Consider the following 19,492-nt stretch of genomic DNA (forward strand, 5'->3'; position numbering starts at 1 on the left):
CGCGATGTAGACCCGTTCGATCACGGCCGTCGTCGACCGGGGCGGACTGGGCCCGTAGGCGCCGACGGCGCTGTTCTGCTCAGTGCATCCTGCGGCAGCGGAGCCCACGCATTCGGGAAGGCGGCCATGGCCAGGCGCGCTTGTGCGTTCGGGCCGGGCGGCGGGGGTGCGGGGGCATGGCCTGCTGGTCGTGCTTGTCGCGTATGGGCGGCGGCCGTTCGAGCGGCGTCGGCCTGGGCGTGACGTCCCTGAAGGTGGCGCAGCTGACAGCGCGATCCTCACCGACCGACTCCGCTGCTGCGACCGAACCGAACGCCGCCTCCGCGGCACCCCCGAACCCGACACCGACCCGCCGCTCTCGACCGTATGCCTCACCCCCTCCGGGATCGCGCCCGATCCCCTCTGCCCGTGGCTGGACCACGCCCGGTCCAGCCCCACAAATGAACGTTGCCTATTACTTGCTCCGCCGTGGCGGAGCAAGTAATAGGCCTGCTGGCGCTCCGCCCCGTCCTGACAATCGAAAACGTTGATGCGGCGAACAGACGCCTAAAAACACTGAACATCATCCTGGACGAGCCCCCGGGCCAACGCCAGTTCGGCGCCCAGAAAATCCAGGGGGTCGCGAACACCACGTGTTCGGGCACCCGGTCGCGTTCGCGGCGGTCGGGGTCGGCGGCCTGCTCGCGGGGCAGATAGGGGCGGGCGCCGACCAAGGCGTGTCCGGCGGCAGTGGCGAAACTGCAGTACACGACGTTGATGGCGTTGGAGACCCGGTCGGCGCAGCCGACGTACTGGCGTTTGACGCCGACGGTGCAGGTGCCCTTCTCCTCCTGCCCGGACTCGTCCAGGATCGCGACCGCGTCGCCGTCGTCCAGCCGCTCACACACCAGCGTCCGGACGGCGGTCATTGCGCCCATGATGTCCCACTTGGCCGCGTTCAGCAGGTGCTGCATCCTGCCGGGCGTGGCATCACCGGGCATGCTCGGCGATGCTCCAGCAGTTCTTGCGCGGCAGGTCGCTCATCAACGCGCGCACGTACTTGCCGACCTGAAGGCGAGGCTCCCACCTGCGGAAACATCCGGCCATCAAGCTCATCAACTCGTCGAGATGGCCGCGGACGGCCTCGGCCTCTACCCATGACAGCGGCAGCCGCCCACGATTCTTCTTGCGTCACAACTCGAAGATCATCGGGCGGCTGTCCTGCGTTACGAACCGGCCGCTACCGGCTCAGATCACGATCTCGGACTGCCGTACTACGCCGTTATATGGTGAGCCCTCAGTGCCAGGCTGGCGTGGAGGACCCGGCTCGGAGTCTGGGCGGGAAGGTGTGAACGTGACCGGTTTCGGCTCTCGGCCGTCCGACCTACAACGAGCGGGCGAGGACTTCGCGGCGTCCCTCCCCATGGTCGGTGGCGACGTGCGGTGGGAGGCGCGACTTCCCGACGGGCCCTGCCCCGGGGACTGGGCGGCTCTGATCGCGCGCGTCGGCCCCGGGACGCTCGCGGGCACGCTCCGGTTGCTTGCGCCCAAGGGCGGCGACGGCTTCGACATAAAGGACGAGCAGAAGCGCCACGACGTCCCGGACCCGAAGTCGCTGGAGGAAGAGGACCTCCCGGACCCTCTGCTATGGGGGGTGTTTTCCAGCGGAGAGACCTGCTGGTGGCTGCCCTTGGCCGATGATCCCGCCGAGTGGTTCGTCGTGCTCTGCGGAAACGGGGTGCAGCAGCTCAACATCACGACGACCGAGTTCCTGGACGCATGGCTGGACGGACGGCTCGATCTCCCCGTGTTGTCGCTGCCACCGGTCCCACTGGAGCGGACGCTGACGCCGGCAGGCACTCCCGTCCCGGCCCTCGACCTGCCGACCGCGCCCCGCGACTCATTAGCTCAACTACGGACGCTCATCGGTTCGGGCACCGGACCGCAGGAATTCGACTGGGACGCGATCGCCGAAGAACTGGGTGTGCCGGGACTTCCCTCCGACTACAAGCGCCTGCATGAGGAGTACGGCTCGAAGGTGGCGCTCAACGGCATATTCGTCGCGGGCCCGCACGAGCTCACCTCGATGCACCAGACCTTCGCCGAGTACCTTCCGGACTGGTCGGAGGATTGGGACACGCCTGACGGCACCGATCCGGAGCACGTGTACACGGTCCACCCTGAGCCCGGCGGCCTGGTGTTCTGCGGCGATACCGAAGGCCGGGCCACCCTCTGCTGGGACACCCGCAGCCCCGACCCCGACCGCTGGCCGGTCGTCGGCGACAAGGGAACCTCCCCGGCCCTTACCGAACTCCTGGTGGGAGAACTCACCGGTAACGGTCTGGGCCTAACCCACAGCGGACTCGGCGACCCCGACGATTGGGCATGGCCATTTCAAGGCCCGCGCGGCACCTGGCCCTGAGCCCGCCTCGGCCCACGTCGTGAACGCGGTGAGGTCCGCGAGCACCGACTGGTCGGCGGAGGTCGAAGTACCGGATGGTCACTCGTCGCGGCCCTCGCCCAAGCGCTCTCTGACGCGTTCAGCACCGAGGTACTGTCTCAGAAGTCGAAGCCGTGTTCCGCCTGTGGGGCTTCATTATCCCGGTTCGGGGCCTGACCTGCTGGTTTCCCGAGCGGGATCATGCTGTGGCCGGGCAGGCTGGGTCGCCATGGCGTGGTCGCTGTTGTACGACCTGACGCGCAACTCGCTGGGCGTGATGCTGCTTCGGCTCCGCGGGGATACGCCCAAGGACATCGAGATCCTGGTGTTACGTCACCAGCTTGCGGTGCTGCGGCGGCAGGTGAACCGTCCCGCTCTCCAACCGGCCGATCGGGTCCTGCTGGCCGCGTTGTCGCGGCTGCTGCCCCGGTCGCGCTGGAGCACGTTCACTCATACACAGCCCACATCCGTCGCCCGCGACGAACCCGTGACCTGCACACTCAGGTTGGAATGGGCTCCGCGGCCGGCGATGGTGAAGTGACGAGGCGTAACGTAGCGGGCGAGATCGTTGCAGGCTCGGTCGTAGCGCAGGGTGGTCCGCGTTCTGCATGGCGTGCAGCGATCTGCACATCGCAGAGATCGACACCGGCGTCGAGCATGATGGTCACGAAGGTGTGACGGAGCATGTGCGGGTGCATTGGGGCAACCGGCCGACGGATTCGCGGAGCCAGGAAAATGGCGGAACGCCGCCACCCGCAGCTCTCAGGCTCAGCGGATGTCAGTCCGGAGAACCGCTGGGACCGAACGCTTCCTCGAACGCCTCTGCGTGCTCGGCGTCGGTCGCGCCGCGCCACTCGCCGGTCGTCGGGTCCTGGACCAGCCACGGCTGATAGAGCGTGCCCTCCACCCACTTGGAGAACCAGTCAACGATGGTCATATGCTGCGGGAACGTGCAGGACACGCTGTCCGGCGCCGGGTTCGGGTCGCAGCCCCATACCTGGTTGTCGGTGAGGTCGAGCGTGCTGCTGATTCCGCAACCCCAGTCGCACAGGGTGAGGACACCGCCCTTAAGCCCCGTCAGCGCGTCCAGTCCGCCGGCTCGGTGCCCGTCCCTGAGACCGAGGAGACCGTAACCTGGACCGAAACCGCCGTTGCCGACCTCCAGGTAGAACCGGCGCAGAAGCGCTGGCAGTGACCGGCCGGCCAGTTCCTCAGCCTCCGCGACGGCCACGGGCAGCGCCGGTCGCAGCGGCGCCAACTGGTCAGCCGGTACCTCGTCGATATAGCCGCCTGCAGCGATCCGCCGGACCACCGCATCGAACACCTGCTCCTCGCTTGTCGACATGGCCGCAGCGTAGCTGTATCGCCTACGACCCATCGGACGGACCGGCGGCGGGCTCGCGCCCCAACCGCAACAGGCAGAGTCGAAATCAAGTGCAACTCGACCTGCGGCAGAAGAGGATGTCCGGACGGCCTACGGGTTCGCATCCGTGACTTGAGGCTGCGGCGTCGTTGTTGATCGCGCGTGCTGCCTTCCTAGTTCCGCATCAGGCAACGTTCGCCCTGCTGATCGGGCATGACCGGGTCCTCGGGCGCCGCCCGCAACGGAAGATGCCACACCGGCTGCCGATAGTTCCGCTCCCCCAGCAGCGCCAACGGCTGCGTGAGCAGCGCGTCCAAACGCCGAAAATCCCGGCTCCCATCCGCCCGCACACCCGGTTCCAACTCCGGCGCGCTCCGGAAGCCCGCCACCACATGCGGATCGCGATGCTCCTCATGCCGGCGCGCTGGCCTTGGCCTTCCACGCCCGTGCGACCACCGCCACCATCCGCGCCCACCTGGTCAACGTCCCGGCCCGGCTGGCGCGCTCGGCCCGCCGCCTAATCCTTCATCTGCCCCGCGACTGGCCTTGGTCCCAGGCGTGGACGCACCTGTTCGACACCGTCCACGCCCCACCCGACAGCCGCTGACCTGCCGTTATCCACCGCCCGAGCGGGCCCGACCGGAACCGAACACGTGGAAAAGCTGGGCAAACCAGCCGATCCCCCCTGCCCCCGGGCGGCCGACAACTCGACCGTCCTCCCGAAAAGACCGAGAGATCGACCTCGATTCACCATCGGTGGATCGAGGCTGAGTATCCCCCTTTCGCCAGGCCCGACAGCCCTCCTGCCGCATGTCGATGTTCGGGGTTTGTCTCCGGGTTCTGGCAGCATGTCCGCCATGTTGACGATGGCGCGTTTCGCCGAACTCGTTCGTGCCGGGCTTCCGAAGAATGTCGCCGAGCGCTGGATCGGTCGTGCCGAGCCTGACGGGTATCGCCTGTTCGCGGCGAGCGCGGGCGAGGTGGCCGTCGGTGTGCTCGGCGGTGAGCCTTCGCTGCCGGACGGTGTCGAGTGGCCCTACTGGGAAGGGCATGGCCCGCTCTCCTTCATCGCTTCGCTGGAGTGCGCCGCATTGCCCGGTGTCGGGTTCCCCCAGGACGGGAAGCTGCTCTTCTTCTATTTCGACGGGCGGGCCGACGACTTCGCCTCGTACGTGAACGCGAGCGATCCGGAGACCTTTGCGGGCGCGCGGGTCCTGTACGTTCCGGACGGCACGGAGGCTGAACCGCGCCGCACGCCGGAACCGCTATCGCCGTACGGCCCGGTGCCGTTGCGCGCCGAGGCGGCGATGGACTCGGTCCGCATCACGGACGAGGAGGTGTGGGAGCCCCTGGGGCTGACCGAGGACGACCTCGACCGCATCGCGCACTTCGAGTACGTGCTCTTCGAGGCGGAGGAGAAGGGCCATCAGGTGGGCGGCGAGCCCCAGCACATCCAGCATCCCGTCGCCCTGGGCATCGCCGAGACCATCCTCAGGACCCGCAGCGAGGACCGGTTGTGGAGCGAGGCGGACCGCTGGATCCTGCTGGCGCAGATCGCGGGCGACAAGGAAGCGGGCATGGAGTGGGGCGACGGCGGCCTGCTCTACTGGATGATCAGGTACGAAGACCTCAAGGCACACCGTTTCGACCGGGCTAGATTCGACTGGCAGAGTCACTGACGGCCCGAGACCCTGGACGGCATCAGGGCTTGGGATGGTGGTGATCTCCGGACTCGTGCTGGTGGTGCGGGAAGCGCGGGTCCAGGAGCACCTATCTGGCTTCGCCCCCCAAAAATGGGGCTACGGCTAGGAACGCATCGAGAAGCGCGGTGTCGAGAAAGCGCGCAGGCTTGCGCGGTCGAAACGGAGAACCGTTCCGTTGCACCACGTCGTCGACCGTGGACGGAACACTGACCGATATATCCGAACGGCGAAACAGGATCTTCATGGGGCGCCCGACCGGTCTGCGGCATGGGCGTGTATCCGTGGCCTGTGTGACAGCCGGCTCTTACCCCTCAGAAGGCCGGGCGGCGTGCTTCCGGTGCGTTCCGGGCGCGAGTGTGGTCAGAACGTCTGAAGCGAACGAAGGGAGTGGTCTGAGTGGACTTGTACAGCGCCATGCCGGTGAGCGACAGCGCCGAGGCGCTGGGGTGGTTCGGGGTGTTCTTCGGGCGGGCGGCGGATGAGGTGATCGGCGAGGAGCACCTCTGGCAGGTCGGAACGAATGCCTGGGTGGTCGTCGACGATCGCGACGTCCTAGCCGAGCGGGTGGGAACGGCCATGGTCACGTTGGGCGTGACCGAGTTTCGTCGCAAGGCATCTGGGCGTCTCCCGCTCGGGATACTACGACGCCCGATCCCGGCCACCATGCCTGGGCACGTCTCATCACCCTGATGCAGGGGTGGGTCCAGGGCCACACCGTTCCGCGGTGATGATCACACGCACCCGTGCAGCCGTGGCAGCGGAGACTACCGGAGGTAGTAGAAGCTTGCCGAGCTGCGGCGTTATCGTCGAATACGACAGGTGCGTAGTAGGTCTGAAAAGGGAGTCCGATGGCGCTCGGCAGTCTCGAGTCCGAGATCATGGACGTCCTCTGGGCCGCGCGAGAACCGCTGACCGTCCGGGAGACGCTGGAGGGGCTCAACGTCGACCGTATTCCGCCGCTCGCCTACACGACGGTGCTCACCGTGATGAGCCGGCTGGCTGAGAAAGGCGCCTTGACGCGGACCACCCGGGGACGCGGCCATGCCTACGCACCGGCCGCCGCCGACGAAGCGGCGCTGGCCGTTCAGGGGGTTTTGCGTACCTACGGCGATGCGGCGGTCAGTCGCTTCCTCGATCAGGCGGCCACCGACCCGGCGCTTCGAGAGCGGCTGCAAGCACTGCTCGAGAAGGACTCGTGACGCCCCGCGCATGGACACCGGTAATCGGGCGTTTTGGACGCTTGTCGGGGCGTCAGCAGCTCTACGCATTCTGCTCGCCTACGGAGTTTGCTGCCTGGCGATGATGGCCTGGAGGGTCATGGAGGACGGCGGTGCCAATGCGTTGTGGACGTCCCGTCCAGACCTGATCCCCGGCGTGTTGATTCTTGCCCTGACCAGCGCGGGCACACTGAAAGGGACCTGGGCACTGGGACAGTCGTTCTGGCACCTCCGTTCGTTCGCGTACACGGTCCGGCGGTACCACAGGCCTGTCCCACCGGCACTACGGGCGCTCGCCGATCGGCTGGGACTCGGAGCACGAATCCGCGTGATCGCCACGTCCTGCCCTTTCGCCCTCACGTATGGGCCTCGCCGGCCACATGTCCTGGTGAGCACCGGGCTGCTGGACGTCCTCAACGAGGAGGAACTGGCCGCCGTCCTCGTGCATGAGCGCGCTCACCTGCGAAGCCGCGACCCGCTGAAGAACCTCTGCACCCGGGTGATCCTGGCCCGGCATTTCTACCTGCCGGGGGTGGCTCGGTTGCGGCGCCGCTTCACCATGGGACGCGAACTGGCCGCGGACCGGCGCGCCGCTGCTCTGCACGGCACCACGGCCCTTGCCGGCTCACTGCTCCAAGTGTCCGAGGGGCCCGCGTGGACCAAGGCGGTCCCGGCCACGGCGTTGGCCAGTGATGAACTGCTCGCGGCGCGCATCACCCAGCTTGAGACCGGCACCGAGCCGTCGCTGCGACGTCCCGGCCGCCTGGCCCGCGCGGGAGCCGCCATATGGGTGACGGCCTTGGTGGCCGCATGCGTGTGGTCGGCGCAGGCCGTCGGCCAGTCGACGCCGGGCTGCATGTTCTAGCCCGGCGAGACGGCTCACCCGTGGCGTTGACGCGATGCCCTTGCGCCCGGATGCCGCCGCAGGACCAGGTAGACGGCCGCAGGGACGAGCCCGAAGAAGACGGGGCAAGCGCCCTGTGACCGTCCTGCCTGCCCACGGTGATCTGGAGCGGTCTCCATCGGCGCATCAGCGATCCCCTGGCTCCCGGCCGAAGGCCGGTACCACACGTCGGGCCATCTACTACCCACAATAGTAAGCAGGGGATGCGGCCACCGGGCAAGTGGGTGTTAGCAATGAGCACCACGGTGAGGCATGATCTCCTACCAGGCGTAGGAGGAACTCGACCGGGGACACTTGAATGCAGCCGTACGTGGCGGTACTCGCTCTTCTGGGGTTGCTGGCGGCGGTGATCGCGGCCGTCTACGCCCTTTCCTTCGCAGTCGCGCCACCGGGCACCCTCGGCACCGGCCCGTACCTGTCGGGTTCGCGGCCTTCCGAGCACGCCCTGTCGCGTTACCACGTGCGCTGGTACGTCGTGACGATGGTCTTCCTGGCCTTCGACATGGAAATGATCTTCATGTACCCGTGGGCGGTGGTGGTCGCCTCGATCGGGACCAAGGCCGTCGTCGAAATGTTCGCGTTCTTGGCCCTCCTCATGGTCGGCGTCATCTATGCGTGGCGGGAGGGGGCGTTCCGATGGACTTGAGAGCACGGCTCTTTCGTTTCGCCGCCGCGCGTCCGCGTCCCTTCGTCATCACGGCGCCAGGCGGGACCCGGACACGGCTGCTTGTTGAAGCCGAGTTGCGTCGCCGGGGCGGGCGTCCGGCGACGGCGCCCGCGGTGGCGATGATCCTCATCGTCTGCGGACATCCCGGTGCCGAACTGGCGGCGGCCGTGAACACGATCTGGGACGACATGCCGGGGCCCAGGTCACTCGTCCGGCTCGGCGAGGCGGCGTCAGGCGACGAGGTCGCGGCCGCGCTGGAGCACGCGGATCGGGCACTGGCCGATGTGGCGGCGCAACGGGCGGATGCAACGGCCCGGCAGGAGAGCGGACCTTGGGCTCCCGGCGGTCACGAGAACGCTGAGGCGGCCGAGCGGCACGGCGATCACCCGGCCGGTCATGAGGACGATGACACCGCGTCGTCAGAATCGGACGGCAGCGACGACCACGGCTCGATGCTGCACGAACACGGAGACGAGCAGGATGAAGACGCCGAAGAGGAAGGACACCACGGCCACGAGCAGGACAACGGGCATGCCGACCACGCTGATCACGGCGACCACCGTGAGGACTCCCCTGACGGCGAGGACGAGCACAGCGGGCATTCGGGCCATGGAGGCGGCGGCCATGAACACCACAGGGGAGCCCCGATGGATCTGCCCATGGCCGAGCGGGGAGAGGACCGGGACGGCTTGAAGCTCGATGTGCTGCACGTCCCGCTCGGCCCGGCTCTTCAAGACTGGCCCGCTGGTCTCGTCATTCATCTGACGCTGCAGGGCGATGTCGTCCAGGGCGCGGACGTCGCCGCGGTGGAGGAAACGGCGGGCGGATCGTCCTTCTGGGATGAGCCGTGGCTGCGGGCCGCCTCGGGCGAGCAGGTATCGACCGGGGAGGCGGAACGTCGCCGGGCGGCGTGCCATCTCGACAGCGTGGGCCGGTTGCTGGCCGTCGCGGGCTGGGAGAGCGCCGCCGACCAGGCGCGTGCCCTGCGCGATCAGGTCCTCGCCGGCGTGGCCGAGGACGAGCTGGCGCCCCGGTTCGCCAGGTTCGCTCGGCGGACGGGAAGGTCGAGAACGCTGCGCTGGATGCTCGGCCGCGTGGGCGTCATCGACCGGGCGATGGCGGACCGACATGGCCTGAGCGGACCGGCGGCCCGTGATCTCGGCGACGCCTCCGCACGCCTGACGGGCTGGCTGGACGAGATCGGCCGGGCCCTCGCACGGGTGGACGATCCGGCGCCGCTCGACGGAGCCGACGGCCCGCGCGAAACGATGGGCCGGTGGCCGAGCGCGACCGTCCTAGCGCTCCTGCCTGAGCTCCTGGAGGGAGCGGAACTGTCGGAGGCGAGGCTGACCGTCGCCAGCCTGGACCCGGATCTGGAGCAGTTGGCCGTGCCCGCGGGGGTGGCCGGTGAGTGAGGCGACGCCCGTCTGGGCCGTTGTGGCGCTTCCCCTCGTACTGGCCGCGCTGACCTACTCCGCCGCGGCGATGGACGCGGCGTTCCGCACCGGCGACGGTCTCGTCGCTCCGCTCCGGAAGTGCGCCCGGCTCATCGTCCAGCAGCGGCGGCGGACGTATACGCCCGATTTGCTGCTCGTCCGGATCGGCGTGATCAGCCTTCCCGCCGCGGCTCTGCTGGCGGCGATGGTGATCCCCCTCGATGGCAGAGGGGTGTGGGATCTGTCGGTGGGCGTGGTCTGGTTCAACGCGATGGAGGTCGTGGCCTGGGCTTCGCTCTGGCTGACGGGCTGGGGCGTCAATTCGGCCTTCCCGCTGGCCGGCGGCTACCGGTTCCTGGCGCAGGGGCTGGCGTACGAGTTGCCGCACATGTTCGCGCTCATCACCGCGGGTCTCGCGGCCGGTTCCCTCGACTTCGGTGAGGTGGCGGCCGCGCAGGACGGGCTGTGGTTCGTGGTCTGGATGCCGGTCGCGTTCGCCGTCTACCTGCTGTCGGCGCTGGGGATGACCTTCTGGGGCCCGCTGGAGCACCCGGTGGCGGGCGACCTCGCGGGCGGAGTCGCGGCGGAACTGTCCGGTCCGGACCGGCTGCTGTTCTTCGCCGGGCGGTTCGCCCTGCTGACCGTGGCCGCGGCGGCCGCCGTGCCGCTGTTCCTCGGAGGCGGCGCGGGACCGTGGCTGCCGGGATGGGCGTGGTCGCTGGTCAAGACGTACGCGGTGCTGGCCCTGCTGGTCTGGGTCCGGGGACGGTTTCCGGTGATCAGGATGGATCGCTTCATGGACGTGGCCTGGATGGTCCTGATCCCGGCCACGCTGCTGCAGGCCCTGGTCGTCGGGATCGTGGTCGTGAGCTGAGGAGGTGTGATGGAGACCGTCGCGTTCTGGGTCCTGGCAGTGGCCGCCGTGGGTTTCGGTGTCGCCGTGTTCGTCGTGGACTCGATGGCGCGGGCGACGTTCGCCCTGCTGGCCTCGTTCCTGTGCGTCGGAGTCGAGCTGCTGCTGCTCGACCTCGACTACCTCGGCGTCCTGGTGATCCTGATGATGATCATGGAGATGCTCATCATGGCCGTCTTCATGATCATGTACATGATGAATCCCGGCGGGCTGATGCCGATGACGATGGTGCACAACAACCGGGGTGCGCTGGCCATCTCCATCGGGGTCTTCGCGGCGCTGACGGCCGGGATCTTCCTCACTCCATGGCCGCCGCGGCGTGGGACCGTGCCGGCCGATCCCACCTTCTCGGTGGGCCAGGCGATCATGGGACCGAAGATGCTGGTGATGATGGTGATCGGCATCGCCATCCTCGCCACGATGATCGCCTCGGTGGTGCTGGCCACCGACCGGGGCCGCTACGACCGGCCGTCCCACCGCGAGGGCGGTGCGAAGTGAACCTCGAGGTGTTCCTCCTTCTCGCCGCGGCGCTGTTCTCGGTGGGCCTGTACGGCGCGCTGTCCCAGCAGTCGATCGTGATGCTGATGATGGGCCTTGAGCTCATGGTCAACGCGCTGCTCGTCGCGGGCGCCGCGTTCTGGTTCTACGTCTCGCCCGGGATGCCGGACGGGCAGGTGCTGGTGCTCGTCGCCGTGACCGTGATGGCTCTGGAAATGGCGGTGGGATTCGCCGTCATCACAGCCCTGTTCCGGACACGGGACGTGGATCTGACCGACGACGCCGGAGATCTCAAAGGATGAGCGCCCTCGCCTGGCTTCTGCCTGCGGTCCCGATCGCGACCGGCGTGCTGCTGCTCACCGGACGCTTCACACTCGGCCGCCGCGCGGACCGGGCCGCGCCCGCCATAGCGGTGGCGGCCGCGTTCGCCGCGCTGTGCCTCGCGATGGCGGCCGCTGCGGCTCGCCCGGCGGTGAGCTTCCCGCTCTTCGATCGGCTGCCCGCCGGCTTGGCGGTGGACGGCCTGTCGGCCGCGCTCGCCCTGACGGTCACGTCGGTGAGCCTCGCCGTCCTGGTGTTCTCCGCCGGAGAGTTCGCAGCGGACGAGTCGCGGACGCGCTTTTTCGGGCTGATGCTGGTGTTCACCGGGGCGATGCTGGTGACGGTCACCGCGACCGACCTGGCCGTCCTGCTGATGGGCTGGGAGGTCATGGGCGCGATGTCGTACGCGCTCATCGGCTTCTGGTGGCGCGACCCCAGGCGGATCGGCTCCGCGGACGTCTCCTTCATCACCACCCGCACCGGTGACCTGGGGCTGTACTTCGCAGCCGGTGCGGCCCTGGCCGGGACGGGCTCGCTCGACCTCGACGGGCTGGCAGCCGCGGAGGGGCCCTGGAAGGACCTCATCGCGGCCGGTGTCGTCCTGGCCGCGCTGGGCAAGTCGGCGCAGTTGCCGTTCTCGTTCTGGCTGTCCCGGGCGATGGACGGTCCGAGCCCGGTCTCCGCCCTGCTGCACTCGGCGACCATGGTGGCCGCGGGGGCGTACCTGCTGCTGCGCTTGGAACCGCTGCTGGCCTCGACGGGGTGGGCGGCGGTGCTGGTGGCGTGGCTCGGCGCGCTGACCGCACTGCTGCTGGGAGCCGTCGCACTGGCCCAGCGCGACGTGAAGCAGCTCCTGGCCGCGTCGACGTGCGCGCAGATCGGGTTCATGGTGCTGGGCGCCGGAGCGGGCGCGGTGGCCGGAGGGACCGCACAGCTCGTCGCCCACGCCGCGGTGAAGAGCCTGCTGTTCCTCGGAGCGGGTGCCTGGCTGGCGGCCCTCGGAACCAAGGACCTCACCGAACTGCACGGTGCGGCCCGCAGGTACCGGCTGGTCGGAGTCACCTTCGGCGTAGGGATGCTCGCCCTTGCCGGGGTGCCGCCGCTCTCGCTCTGGGCCACCAAGGACCACGTCCTCAGCGCCGCTCTAGAGGAGTCCCCCGCGTTGTACGCCGTGGGGCTCGCGGCAGCTCTGCTGTCCGCGGGTTATGCGGCGCGAGCACTCATCGCGGTGACCCGTCCGGCGGACGCGGCGACGCGAGTGGACACCGAGCAGACCGGGACACGGCATATCAGCCTGCTGGAACGGCTGCCGTTGCCCGCACTCGCCCTGGGCTCCGCGGCGCTCGGGGTCTTCGCCCTGATGCCGGTGTACGAGGCCTGGAACGACCTCCTCGCCACCGGCCCGGAACCGAGCCCGGGACTGGCCGAACTGGCGACCTCCGGCGCTCTGGCGCTTGTGGTCCTTGCCGTGACCTGGACCCTTATGCGCCATGGTCGTCGGGTCGGCGCGGCATGGGCCGCCCCCGCCCTGCACTGGTTCTACCTCGAACGGCTCGCCGAGCTGCTCGTCGCCCGGCCGGTGTTCGCGCTGGCCAAGGCCCTCGCCCGGTTCGATGATCGCGTCATCGACGGCGGGGTGCGGGTGACCGCCGCCACAGGACGCTCCGCCGCGGCGCTCGCCGGGCGCGGGGTCGAGATCAGGGTGGACGGGCTCGTCGACGCGGTCGGCCGGGGAGCCCGCCGGCTGGCCGATCTGGCGCGTCGTCCGCAGACCGGCCAGGTGCACACCTACTACGCGCAGGCCGCGGTCCTGTTCGCCGTGCTCATCCTCATCGTCCTCCTGGTCAGGTGACCGTGCTCTCCATAGTGATCTTCCTTCCGCTCGCCGTCGCGGCCGGGCTCTACGCGGCGCCCAGGCTCAGCGACCGTGTGGTGGCCTGGACGTGGATCGTCGCGTGCGCCGTCGACTTCGCTCTGGTCGTCGCCATGTGGATCGGGCACGGCACCGGCGACGGGATCTCCTACGAGGCCGACGTGCGCTGGATCCCGTCCGTCCGCGCCGGCTATCACATCGGCGTCGACGGGCTGTCGCTGCCGCTGCTGGCGCTCACCTCGCTGCTGTTCCTGGCCTGTGCGATCTACTCGCTGCGCCAGGAACGGCAGGTGCGGGCCTTCGCCGCCCTCTTCCTGTTCCTGCAGACGGTGTCCCTCGGCCTGTTCGCGGCCCTGGACCTGCTGCTGTTCTTCGTGTTCTTCGACCTGTCCATCGTCGGCATGTACTTCGTCATCGCCGGGTGGGGGCACGGCGACAGGATGCGGTCGGCGCTGCAGTTCTTCCTCTACACCTTCCTCGGCTCGCTCGTCCTGCTGCTCGGCTTCATCGGGCTCTACCTCGGGGCCGAACCGCACACCTTCGACATGGTCGAACTCACCCGGACGCCGCCGCTGGCCGGGTCGGCGGGCCTCGGCGGACTGGTGCTGCTGGCCATCGGCATCGGCCTGGCCATCAAGACGCCGACCGTCCCCTTCCATACCTGGTTGCCGCCCGCGCACACCGACGCGCCCGCCGCCGGTTCGGCGATCCTGGCCGGGATCCTGCTGAAGATGGGCACCTACGGCTTCATCCGCATCGCCATGCCGATGCTGCCCGACGCCTGGCGCCGCTACGCCTGGGTGATCATCATCGTGGGACTGATCAGCGTCCTGTACGGGGCGCTGGTCGCGTTCGCCCAGGAGGACCTCAAGCGGCTGATCGCCTACACCTCCGTCAACCACATGGGGTACATCATCGTGGCGCTCGGCGCCGCCGGCGCCGTCGGCGACCAGGCCGCGCGGCGGCTCGCGGTGACCGGCGCCGTCACCCAGATGGTGAGCCACGGCCTGATCACCGGTGCCCTGTTCCTGCTGGCCGGGGTGCTCTACGCCCGGGCCGGCACCTATGACATGGGACGCTTCGGCGGCCTCGCCGGGGTCGCCCCCGTCTTCTCCGGCCTCGTCGCCGTCGGCGCGTTCGCCTCCCTCGGGCTGCCCGGCCTCTCGGGTTTCATCGCCGAGTTCCAGATCTTCACCGGGGTGATCGGCAGCGGAGGCACCGGAATCGCCGTCGTCGGAGCGCTGGCGATCCTTGGAATCCTCATCACCGCCGCGCTGTTCCTGCGTCTCCTTCACCGCACCGTCCTCGGCCCGCCGGGCGAGCTCACCGCACAGGTCACCGACACGCACCGCAGCGAAATCGGCGCGGTGGTCCCGTTGCTGGCGCTGTCGCTGATCATCGGTGTCGCGCCGCGGTTCCTGCTGGACGTCATCGAGCCGTTCTCGGCCGCCCTCGTGTCGCTGGTGGCGCGATGATGAGCGAGAACCCGGCGGACCTCCTGCCGGAGCTGTGCGTGCTCGGCGCGGCCGTGATCGGGCTGCTGATCGGGTCGTTCCTGCCGCGCTCCCGGCAGTGGATCGTCGTCGCCCTGTGCGCGAGCGGGCTGGTGGCCGGCCTTGTCGCCGCGGCGTTCGCCGCCCGCCGGGCGGACCTGATGACCTTCGACGCGTTCATGCTCGACCCCGTCACCCACGTGACGCGGATCGTCGTCCTGGCGGCGACGCTGCTGGTCGTACTGCTCTCCATCGGCCCGATGCGCGGTCACCGCCGGGAGAGCGAGTTCTACGTCCTCCTCCTGCTGGCCGCGCTCGGCACCATCGCGCTCGGCGCCGCGTCCGACCTTCTGGTGCTGATGGCCGCGTACCTGCTGGCCAGCATCCCCGGGTACGCTCTCGCGGGCTTCGGGAAGGACGCCCCGGGCACCGAGGCGGCGCTCAAGTACTTCCTCATGGGCGCCTTCCTGGGCATCCTCATGTTGACCGGCATCACTCTGCTGTACGGGCTCGGCCGCGGCACGTCCTACGAGACGCTCCGCGCGGAACTCGCGACGGCACCGGCCGGTGCGGTCATGGTCGGCGTGGTGCTCCTGCTCGCCGGTCTGCTGTTCAAGGCGGGCGCCGCACCGGCGCACTTCTGGGTACCGGATGTCACCGAGGGCGCTCCCCCGGTGGTAGCGACATTCGTCACCACCGTTCCGAAGATCGGAGCCTTCGCCGCCCTCTACCGCTTCGCCACCGAAGCACTGCCGCCTGCCACCGGCGACTGGCCGCTCCTCGTCGCGGTCATCGCCGCCGCCACCATGACGCTGGGCAACCTCGCCGCGTTCGCGCAGGACAATGTCCGGCGGCTGCTCGCCTACTCCACCGTCAGCCAGGCCGGGTACCTGCTGGTCCCGATCGCGGTGGCCGGGCGCACCGACCTGGCCGAGCCCGCCCTGCTGTTCTACCTGGCCGCGTACGCCGTCACCAACATCGGCGCCTTCGCCGTGGTCATCGCCGTCGGCCGCGACGAGCTGACCGCCTACAGAGCACTGATGCGGCGCTCCCGGCTCCTGGCCGTCTCCCTCGTCATCTGCCTGCTCGGCCTGGTCGGCACCCCGCCCACCGCCGTGTTCGTCGGGAAGGTGTTGATGTTCGGCGCGGCGCTGGACGGCGACTACACGTGGCTGGCGGTGGTCGCCGCCGTCAACACCGTCGCCAGCGTCTTCTACTACCTGCGCTGGATCACGCCGGCATTCGCGAGGGACACCGAACCTGTCGGACGCCTGGACCGCACAGCCCAATGGGCGGCCTACCTGGCGGCCGCCGGATCTCTCGTCCTCGGCGTCGGAAGCGGCGTCGCGCTCACCGTCGGCTGACCAATCCGCGGATATGCGTGGGGGTGTCACGGTCGTTGAACTGCGGATTCTGAGCGGTCGCGTCCGAGTAGCCCGGCGATGAGGACGGCACCGAGCACCAGGAGTGCGGCGGCGACGGTGAGCGCGAGAGAGAAGCCTTCCGTCGCGGCGCGCAGCGGCCCGAGCGAGTCGGTCAGGGCGTCGCTGCGACGTGCCGCCACGGTGACCAGCACCGCCACCCCGACAGCGCCGCCCACCTGCTGCACGGAGCTGAAGATGGCCGAGCCGAGGCCCGCGTTCTCCTGCTGCATCCTCTGCCGTCCACCCCCGTCGACGTGCCGCGTCCCACGGACGAACGCGTACGCGCCGTGACAGACGCACTGCTCGACGACCCCGCGGATGCGCGCAGCCGCGAAGCGCACGCACGCACCATCGGAGTGAGCCGACGCTCCCTGACACCCGGTCGCGGGAATGGGATGCAATCGGTTAGCGCCGGGCTGTGACCAGCCAGGCGGCGGAGCCGAAGAACACTCCGTCCGGTGCCTGGAACGGCTTGACGGCCTCACTCAGTTCGTCGAGCACCTTCGCGAGCGTGGCTTCGTCCATGGCGGCGATGCTGGACGAAGCCGCCGGGTGGTCGCGGAAGTAGCGCACGACGTCGGGCACGTCCGAGCCGAGCCGAAGTGATTCGCGCACCGGCTGGATCTCGATGCCGGTGCAACCGGCCTTGGTGAGCAGGCCGCGGATCCGGGCGGGGTCGGCGAGCGAGAACGGCCCGGGGGCGTCCGGACCGCCGATGTCCGGCACGGGGACATAGGAGGCGAGAACGCTGAACGGGACGATGATGTGCTCGTTCTGCGTGACCTCCTGCCAGCAGAGGAAGGCCAGTCGGCCGCCGGGACGGAGCGATCGCGAGATGTTCTCGAAGGCCGCTTGGGGGCCATCGAAGAACATCACGCCGAAGCGGCTCAGCACGACGTCGTAATGACCGTCCGCAAGGGGCGTGCCTCCGGCGTCGGCCTCATGAAAGCGAAGGTTGGTGACGCCTTCCTCTTCGGCTCGCGTGCGGGCCCGGGCGAGCATCGGGGCCGAGATGTCGATGCCCAGAACCTCGCCCTGCGGAGCCTGGCGCGCGGCGATCCGGCTTGTCTCGCCGCAGCCGCAGCCGACGTCGAGGATCTTGTCCGTCGAGGAGATCCCGGCCGCGTCCACGAGCCGGGAGGTCAATGCCGCCAGCATCCGGTCGTGCCGATCCTCGTGCTGGACCCAGTGCCGCCCGGCCGTGCCATCCCAGCCGTTCTCATTCTCCATACCGGGCGACCCGGAAGATGCTGCGACCATCATTCCCCCTTCGAGCACATCTACTACAACTCCATAGTACTACAAATGCATAGTAGATACTTCTCCCGTGAGTGCGGGTCGTGAACCTCGACGGATCCCCATACGTAGAGCTACGACGCGGATGAGCGAGGCGATCACCTGTACTCCCACTGGGGCCACCCCGCCTGACCAGGCACGGTACCGACACTTTTCTACTATGGTGCCTAGTATTCGAGTCTCCGCGTGAGTCGCACCCGGAAGAGGTGACAGTGCAGACCACCCGACCGCCCTCCACGGGCCCGGGGAAGGCGCCCGGTTCCCGGATCGTCTTGGCCGTCCGGAGCCGACCCCGGCGAGCACTGGTCCTCGCGCTGGTCGCCGCGGTCATGGCCATGACCCTCGGCTATGGCGCTGCCGCAGCATATGTCGGAAGAGAGGTGCCGCGGGGCACGCAGATCCTGGGAGTCGACATCGGCGGACTCAGCGAGAGTTCCGCCATGGAGCGACTCCACCGGAAACTCGGCCCGCGTGCCTCGCAGCCGCTCCACATTCGAGTGCGGGGTCGGGGGGTGGCGCTCGATCCTGCGGAGGCCGGGCTGTCCCTGGATGCGCGCGCGACCGTCGACTCGGCAATGCAAGGCCGGTTCGGGCTCACATCCGTCCTCTCCGCCGTCTTCGGCGAACGGAAGATCACTCCCCGGATCCGTATGGACGAGTCTCGGTTCAACGCCGCCCTGGGCAAGGTCAACAAGCAGGTCGGCACGCCGGCGCGTGAGGGCTTGGTGAAGTTCCGCGGCACCGTACCCGAGCCCGTTCTTCCGCGAGCCGGTGTCGGGCTGGACGCACGGAGCGCCGCAGCGCCGATCCGAGCCGCCTTCCTGTCCGCGCTGGAGGGCGAGCCGCGGAATCCGGAGTTGCAGACGGGCCCCTTGCGCCCGAAGGCCGATGCCAACGCGATCCGGCAGGCCGCAGCGGGACCGGCGCGGGTCGCCGTGTCGAAGCCGATCGCGCTCGCCGCCGAAGGCAAGCGGATAACGGTGGAGCCGCAGGATTTCGCCCCGTACCTGACCTTCGCACCGGATGACGCGGGCAAGGTGCGGCCGCGAGTCGACGGTTCGAAACTGGCGAACGCACTCTCGTCGCGGTTGGGTACGGTCGAGCGTCCCGCGCGGGATGCGACGTACAAGGTCAAGTCCGGCAAGCTTCGCCTGGTGCCCTCCGAGGCGGGCAGAGAGGTCGATGGGCGAGCGCTCGGCGAAGCCGTCACCGGGGCCGTCCTGCGGACGCAGGGGCGTGAGGTGAACGTCCCGATGACCCGCGACAAACCTCGGGTCACCACCGATGAGGCCCGCAAGCTGGGCATCCGCGAAAAGATCAGTTCCTTCACCACGCGCCACTCCTGCTGCGCCCCGCGGGTCACCAACATCCACACCATCGCCGACATCCTGGACGGCTACATCGTCAAGCCCGGGGAGACCTTCTCCCTCAACGGGATCGTCGGCGAACGCGACAAGGCACGGGGCTTCATCCCTGCGCCGATGATCCTCAACGGGCGGTACGTGGACAGCGTCGGAGGCGGGATCTCCCAGTTCGCGACGACGATGTTCAACGCCGTCTTCTTCGGGGGCCTGGAGGATGTCCAGCACATGCCCCACTCGTATTACATCTCGCGCTATCCCGCGGGACGCGAGTCGACGGTGTCCTTCCCCCAGCCGGATTTCCGCTGGCGCAACGACTCCCCGCACGGCGTGCTCGTCGACACCGCCTACACCGACACGTCCCTCACCGTGAACTTCTGGAGCACCGAGCGCTACGACATCGCGTCGAAGAGTTCCGAGCCGTACGCGATCAAGGGCTTCGAGAACAAGACCGACTCGGGGCCGAAGTGCATTCCGATGCCCGGGGCGGAGGGATTCCAGATCGACGTCTGGCGGATCTTCAAGCAGGACGGAAAGGTCGTGCGCCGCCAGAAGTTCCATACGACCTATGCCGCCGAGCCACGCATCACATGCCGTTAACGAT

Annotated in this window: 22 protein-coding genes and 1 pseudogene; 16 read left to right on the forward strand and 7 right to left on the reverse strand. The window is 68.9% G+C overall.

Annotated features, from left to right (window positions below; all coding sequences use genetic code 11):
• Positions 1 to 371: 371 nt before the first annotated feature.
• Positions 372 to 980, reverse strand: coding sequence for a transposase (locus ACGFIS_RS34050; protein WP_392973691.1), 609 nt, complete (start codon positions 978 to 980; stop codon positions 372 to 374).
• Positions 970 to 1,095, reverse strand: coding sequence for a hypothetical protein (locus ACGFIS_RS34055; protein ID WP_392973693.1), 126 nt, complete (start codon positions 1,093 to 1,095; stop codon positions 970 to 972). The genes ACGFIS_RS34050 and ACGFIS_RS34055 overlap by 11 nt, the downstream gene beginning before the upstream one ends.
• A gap of 238 nt (positions 1,096 to 1,333) precedes the next feature.
• Here ACGFIS_RS34055 and ACGFIS_RS34060 point away from each other — a divergent pair, with 238 nt between their 5' ends.
• Complete coding sequence (locus ACGFIS_RS34060) at positions 1,334 to 2,401, forward strand: hypothetical protein (protein ID WP_392973695.1); 1,068 nt, start codon at positions 1,334 to 1,336, stop codon at positions 2,399 to 2,401.
• Between the two features lie 247 nt (positions 2,402 to 2,648).
• Positions 2,649 to 2,960, forward strand: a complete 312-nt coding sequence (locus ACGFIS_RS34065) for a hypothetical protein (protein WP_392973697.1) — start codon at positions 2,649 to 2,651, stop codon at positions 2,958 to 2,960.
• On the opposite strand, the gene ACGFIS_RS34070 is transcribed toward ACGFIS_RS34065, so the two are convergent.
• The 3 genes from ACGFIS_RS34070 to ACGFIS_RS34080 form a co-directional block, all read right to left on the reverse strand.
• Positions 2,920 to 3,117: a tyrosine-type recombinase/integrase gene (locus tag ACGFIS_RS34070; RefSeq protein WP_392973699.1), complete on the reverse strand. Its 198-nt coding sequence runs from the start codon at positions 3,115 to 3,117 to the stop codon at positions 2,920 to 2,922. The two genes, ACGFIS_RS34065 and ACGFIS_RS34070, sit on opposite strands and share 41 nt — an antisense overlap.
• A gap of 80 nt (positions 3,118 to 3,197) precedes the next feature.
• A complete protein-coding gene (locus ACGFIS_RS34075; protein WP_392973701.1) occupies positions 3,198 to 3,764 on the reverse strand; it encodes a hypothetical protein in 567 nt (188 codons plus the stop codon).
• 191 nt (positions 3,765 to 3,955) lie between these two features.
• Complete coding sequence (locus ACGFIS_RS34080; protein WP_392973703.1) at positions 3,956 to 4,099, reverse strand: hypothetical protein; 144 nt, start codon at positions 4,097 to 4,099, stop codon at positions 3,956 to 3,958.
• A gap of 98 nt (positions 4,100 to 4,197) precedes the next feature.
• Between ACGFIS_RS34080 and ACGFIS_RS34085 the strand changes: the two are divergent.
• The 13 genes and pseudogenes from ACGFIS_RS34085 to ACGFIS_RS34145 all read left to right on the forward strand — a co-directional run.
• Positions 4,198 to 4,389: pseudogene (locus tag ACGFIS_RS34085) on the forward strand (IS1380 family transposase); the annotation flags it as partial.
• Between the two features lie 250 nt (positions 4,390 to 4,639).
• Positions 4,640 to 5,461, forward strand: coding sequence for a YwqG family protein (locus tag ACGFIS_RS34090; protein ID WP_392973705.1), 822 nt, complete (start codon positions 4,640 to 4,642; stop codon positions 5,459 to 5,461).
• Positions 5,462 to 5,881: 420 nt separating this feature from the next.
• Positions 5,882 to 6,175, forward strand: a complete 294-nt coding sequence (locus tag ACGFIS_RS34095) for a hypothetical protein (RefSeq protein WP_392973707.1) — start codon at positions 5,882 to 5,884, stop codon at positions 6,173 to 6,175.
• A gap of 158 nt (positions 6,176 to 6,333) precedes the next feature.
• Positions 6,334 to 6,684: a BlaI/MecI/CopY family transcriptional regulator gene (locus ACGFIS_RS34100; RefSeq protein WP_392973709.1), complete on the forward strand. Its 351-nt coding sequence runs from the start codon at positions 6,334 to 6,336 to the stop codon at positions 6,682 to 6,684.
• Positions 6,685 to 6,802: 118 nt separating this feature from the next.
• Complete coding sequence (locus ACGFIS_RS34105) at positions 6,803 to 7,567, forward strand: M56 family metallopeptidase (protein WP_392973711.1); 765 nt, start codon at positions 6,803 to 6,805, stop codon at positions 7,565 to 7,567.
• Between the two features lie 337 nt (positions 7,568 to 7,904).
• The gene (locus tag ACGFIS_RS34110; protein WP_392913329.1) at positions 7,905 to 8,252 is read left to right on the forward strand and encodes an NADH-quinone oxidoreductase subunit A; all 348 of its coding nucleotides are present in this window, start codon (positions 7,905 to 7,907) and stop codon (positions 8,250 to 8,252) included.
• A complete protein-coding gene (locus ACGFIS_RS34115) occupies positions 8,243 to 9,688 on the forward strand; it encodes a hypothetical protein (RefSeq protein WP_392973713.1) in 1,446 nt (481 codons plus the stop codon). Before ACGFIS_RS34110 ends, ACGFIS_RS34115 begins: the two co-directional genes overlap by 10 nt.
• Positions 9,681 to 10,583: an NADH-quinone oxidoreductase subunit H gene (locus ACGFIS_RS34120; protein ID WP_392913325.1), complete on the forward strand. Its 903-nt coding sequence runs from the start codon at positions 9,681 to 9,683 to the stop codon at positions 10,581 to 10,583. Before ACGFIS_RS34115 ends, ACGFIS_RS34120 begins: the two co-directional genes overlap by 8 nt.
• 9 nt (positions 10,584 to 10,592) lie before the next feature.
• Positions 10,593 to 11,120: an NADH-quinone oxidoreductase subunit J gene (locus ACGFIS_RS34125; protein WP_392913322.1), complete on the forward strand. Its 528-nt coding sequence runs from the start codon at positions 10,593 to 10,595 to the stop codon at positions 11,118 to 11,120.
• Positions 11,117 to 11,422, forward strand: coding sequence for an NADH-quinone oxidoreductase subunit NuoK (gene nuoK / locus ACGFIS_RS34130; RefSeq protein WP_392973715.1), 306 nt, complete (start codon positions 11,117 to 11,119; stop codon positions 11,420 to 11,422). The genes ACGFIS_RS34125 and nuoK overlap by 4 nt, the downstream gene beginning before the upstream one ends.
• Positions 11,419 to 13,293, forward strand: coding sequence for an NADH-quinone oxidoreductase subunit L (locus tag ACGFIS_RS34135; RefSeq protein WP_392973717.1), 1,875 nt, complete (start codon positions 11,419 to 11,421; stop codon positions 13,291 to 13,293). The genes nuoK and ACGFIS_RS34135 overlap by 4 nt, the downstream gene beginning before the upstream one ends.
• Positions 13,290 to 14,789, forward strand: a complete 1,500-nt coding sequence (locus ACGFIS_RS34140; RefSeq protein WP_392973719.1) for a NuoM family protein — start codon at positions 13,290 to 13,292, stop codon at positions 14,787 to 14,789. The genes ACGFIS_RS34135 and ACGFIS_RS34140 overlap by 4 nt, the downstream gene beginning before the upstream one ends.
• Positions 14,786 to 16,171 (forward strand): NADH-quinone oxidoreductase subunit N, encoded by a 1,386-nt coding sequence (locus ACGFIS_RS34145; RefSeq protein ID WP_392973721.1) that lies wholly within the window; start codon positions 14,786 to 14,788, stop codon positions 16,169 to 16,171. Before ACGFIS_RS34140 ends, ACGFIS_RS34145 begins: the two co-directional genes overlap by 4 nt.
• 26 nt (positions 16,172 to 16,197) lie before the next feature.
• Here ACGFIS_RS34145 and ACGFIS_RS34150 read toward each other — a convergent pair whose 3' ends face one another.
• Positions 16,198 to 16,572 carry a hypothetical protein gene (locus ACGFIS_RS34150; protein ID WP_392913312.1) on the reverse strand — a complete coding sequence of 125 codons (375 nt, stop codon included), beginning with the start codon at positions 16,570 to 16,572 and terminating at the stop codon, positions 16,198 to 16,200.
• A 64-nt stretch (positions 16,573 to 16,636) separates the two neighbouring features.
• Positions 16,637 to 17,494: a class I SAM-dependent methyltransferase gene (locus ACGFIS_RS34155; RefSeq protein WP_392973723.1), complete on the reverse strand. Its 858-nt coding sequence runs from the start codon at positions 17,492 to 17,494 to the stop codon at positions 16,637 to 16,639.
• 368 nt (positions 17,495 to 17,862) lie between these two features.
• On the opposite strand from ACGFIS_RS34155, the gene ACGFIS_RS34160 reads away from it, so the two are divergent.
• Positions 17,863 to 19,488: a VanW family protein gene (locus ACGFIS_RS34160; RefSeq protein WP_392973725.1), complete on the forward strand. Its 1,626-nt coding sequence runs from the start codon at positions 17,863 to 17,865 to the stop codon at positions 19,486 to 19,488.
• The last annotated feature ends 4 nt before the right edge of the window (positions 19,489 to 19,492 follow it).

The sequence above is a fragment of the Spirillospora sp. NPDC048824 genome, assembly GCF_043198455.1.
Classification (GTDB): Bacteria; Actinomycetota; Actinomycetes; order Streptosporangiales; family Streptosporangiaceae; genus Spirillospora.

Coding starts and splice junctions, on each gene's coding strand:
- ACGFIS_RS34050 (WP_392973691.1), bottom strand. CDS start 980: ATGCCCGGTGATGCCACGCCCGGCAGGATGCAGCACCTGCTGAACGCG.
- ACGFIS_RS34055 (WP_392973693.1), bottom strand. CDS start 1,095: ATGAGCTTGATGGCCGGATGTTTCCGCAGGTGGGAGCCTCGCCTTCAG.
- ACGFIS_RS34065 (WP_392973697.1), top strand. CDS start 2,649: ATGGCGTGGTCGCTGTTGTACGACCTGACGCGCAACTCGCTGGGCGTG.
- ACGFIS_RS34070 (WP_392973699.1), bottom strand. CDS start 3,117: ATGCACCCGCACATGCTCCGTCACACCTTCGTGACCATCATGCTCGAC.
- ACGFIS_RS34075 (WP_392973701.1), bottom strand. CDS start 3,764: ATGTCGACAAGCGAGGAGCAGGTGTTCGATGCGGTGGTCCGGCGGATC.
- ACGFIS_RS34090 (WP_392973705.1), top strand. CDS start 4,640: ATGTTGACGATGGCGCGTTTCGCCGAACTCGTTCGTGCCGGGCTTCCG.
- ACGFIS_RS34100 (WP_392973709.1), top strand. CDS start 6,334: ATGGCGCTCGGCAGTCTCGAGTCCGAGATCATGGACGTCCTCTGGGCC.
- ACGFIS_RS34105 (WP_392973711.1), top strand. CDS start 6,803: ATGGAGGACGGCGGTGCCAATGCGTTGTGGACGTCCCGTCCAGACCTG.
- ACGFIS_RS34110 (WP_392913329.1), top strand. CDS start 7,905: ATGCAGCCGTACGTGGCGGTACTCGCTCTTCTGGGGTTGCTGGCGGCG.
- ACGFIS_RS34115 (WP_392973713.1), top strand. CDS start 8,243: ATGGACTTGAGAGCACGGCTCTTTCGTTTCGCCGCCGCGCGTCCGCGT.
- ACGFIS_RS34125 (WP_392913322.1), top strand. CDS start 10,593: ATGGAGACCGTCGCGTTCTGGGTCCTGGCAGTGGCCGCCGTGGGTTTC.
- ACGFIS_RS34135 (WP_392973717.1), top strand. CDS start 11,419: ATGAGCGCCCTCGCCTGGCTTCTGCCTGCGGTCCCGATCGCGACCGGC.
- ACGFIS_RS34145 (WP_392973721.1), top strand. CDS start 14,786: ATGATGAGCGAGAACCCGGCGGACCTCCTGCCGGAGCTGTGCGTGCTC.
- ACGFIS_RS34155 (WP_392973723.1), bottom strand. CDS start 17,494: ATGATGGTCGCAGCATCTTCCGGGTCGCCCGGTATGGAGAATGAGAAC.
- ACGFIS_RS34160 (WP_392973725.1), top strand. CDS start 17,863: ATGACCCTCGGCTATGGCGCTGCCGCAGCATATGTCGGAAGAGAGGTG.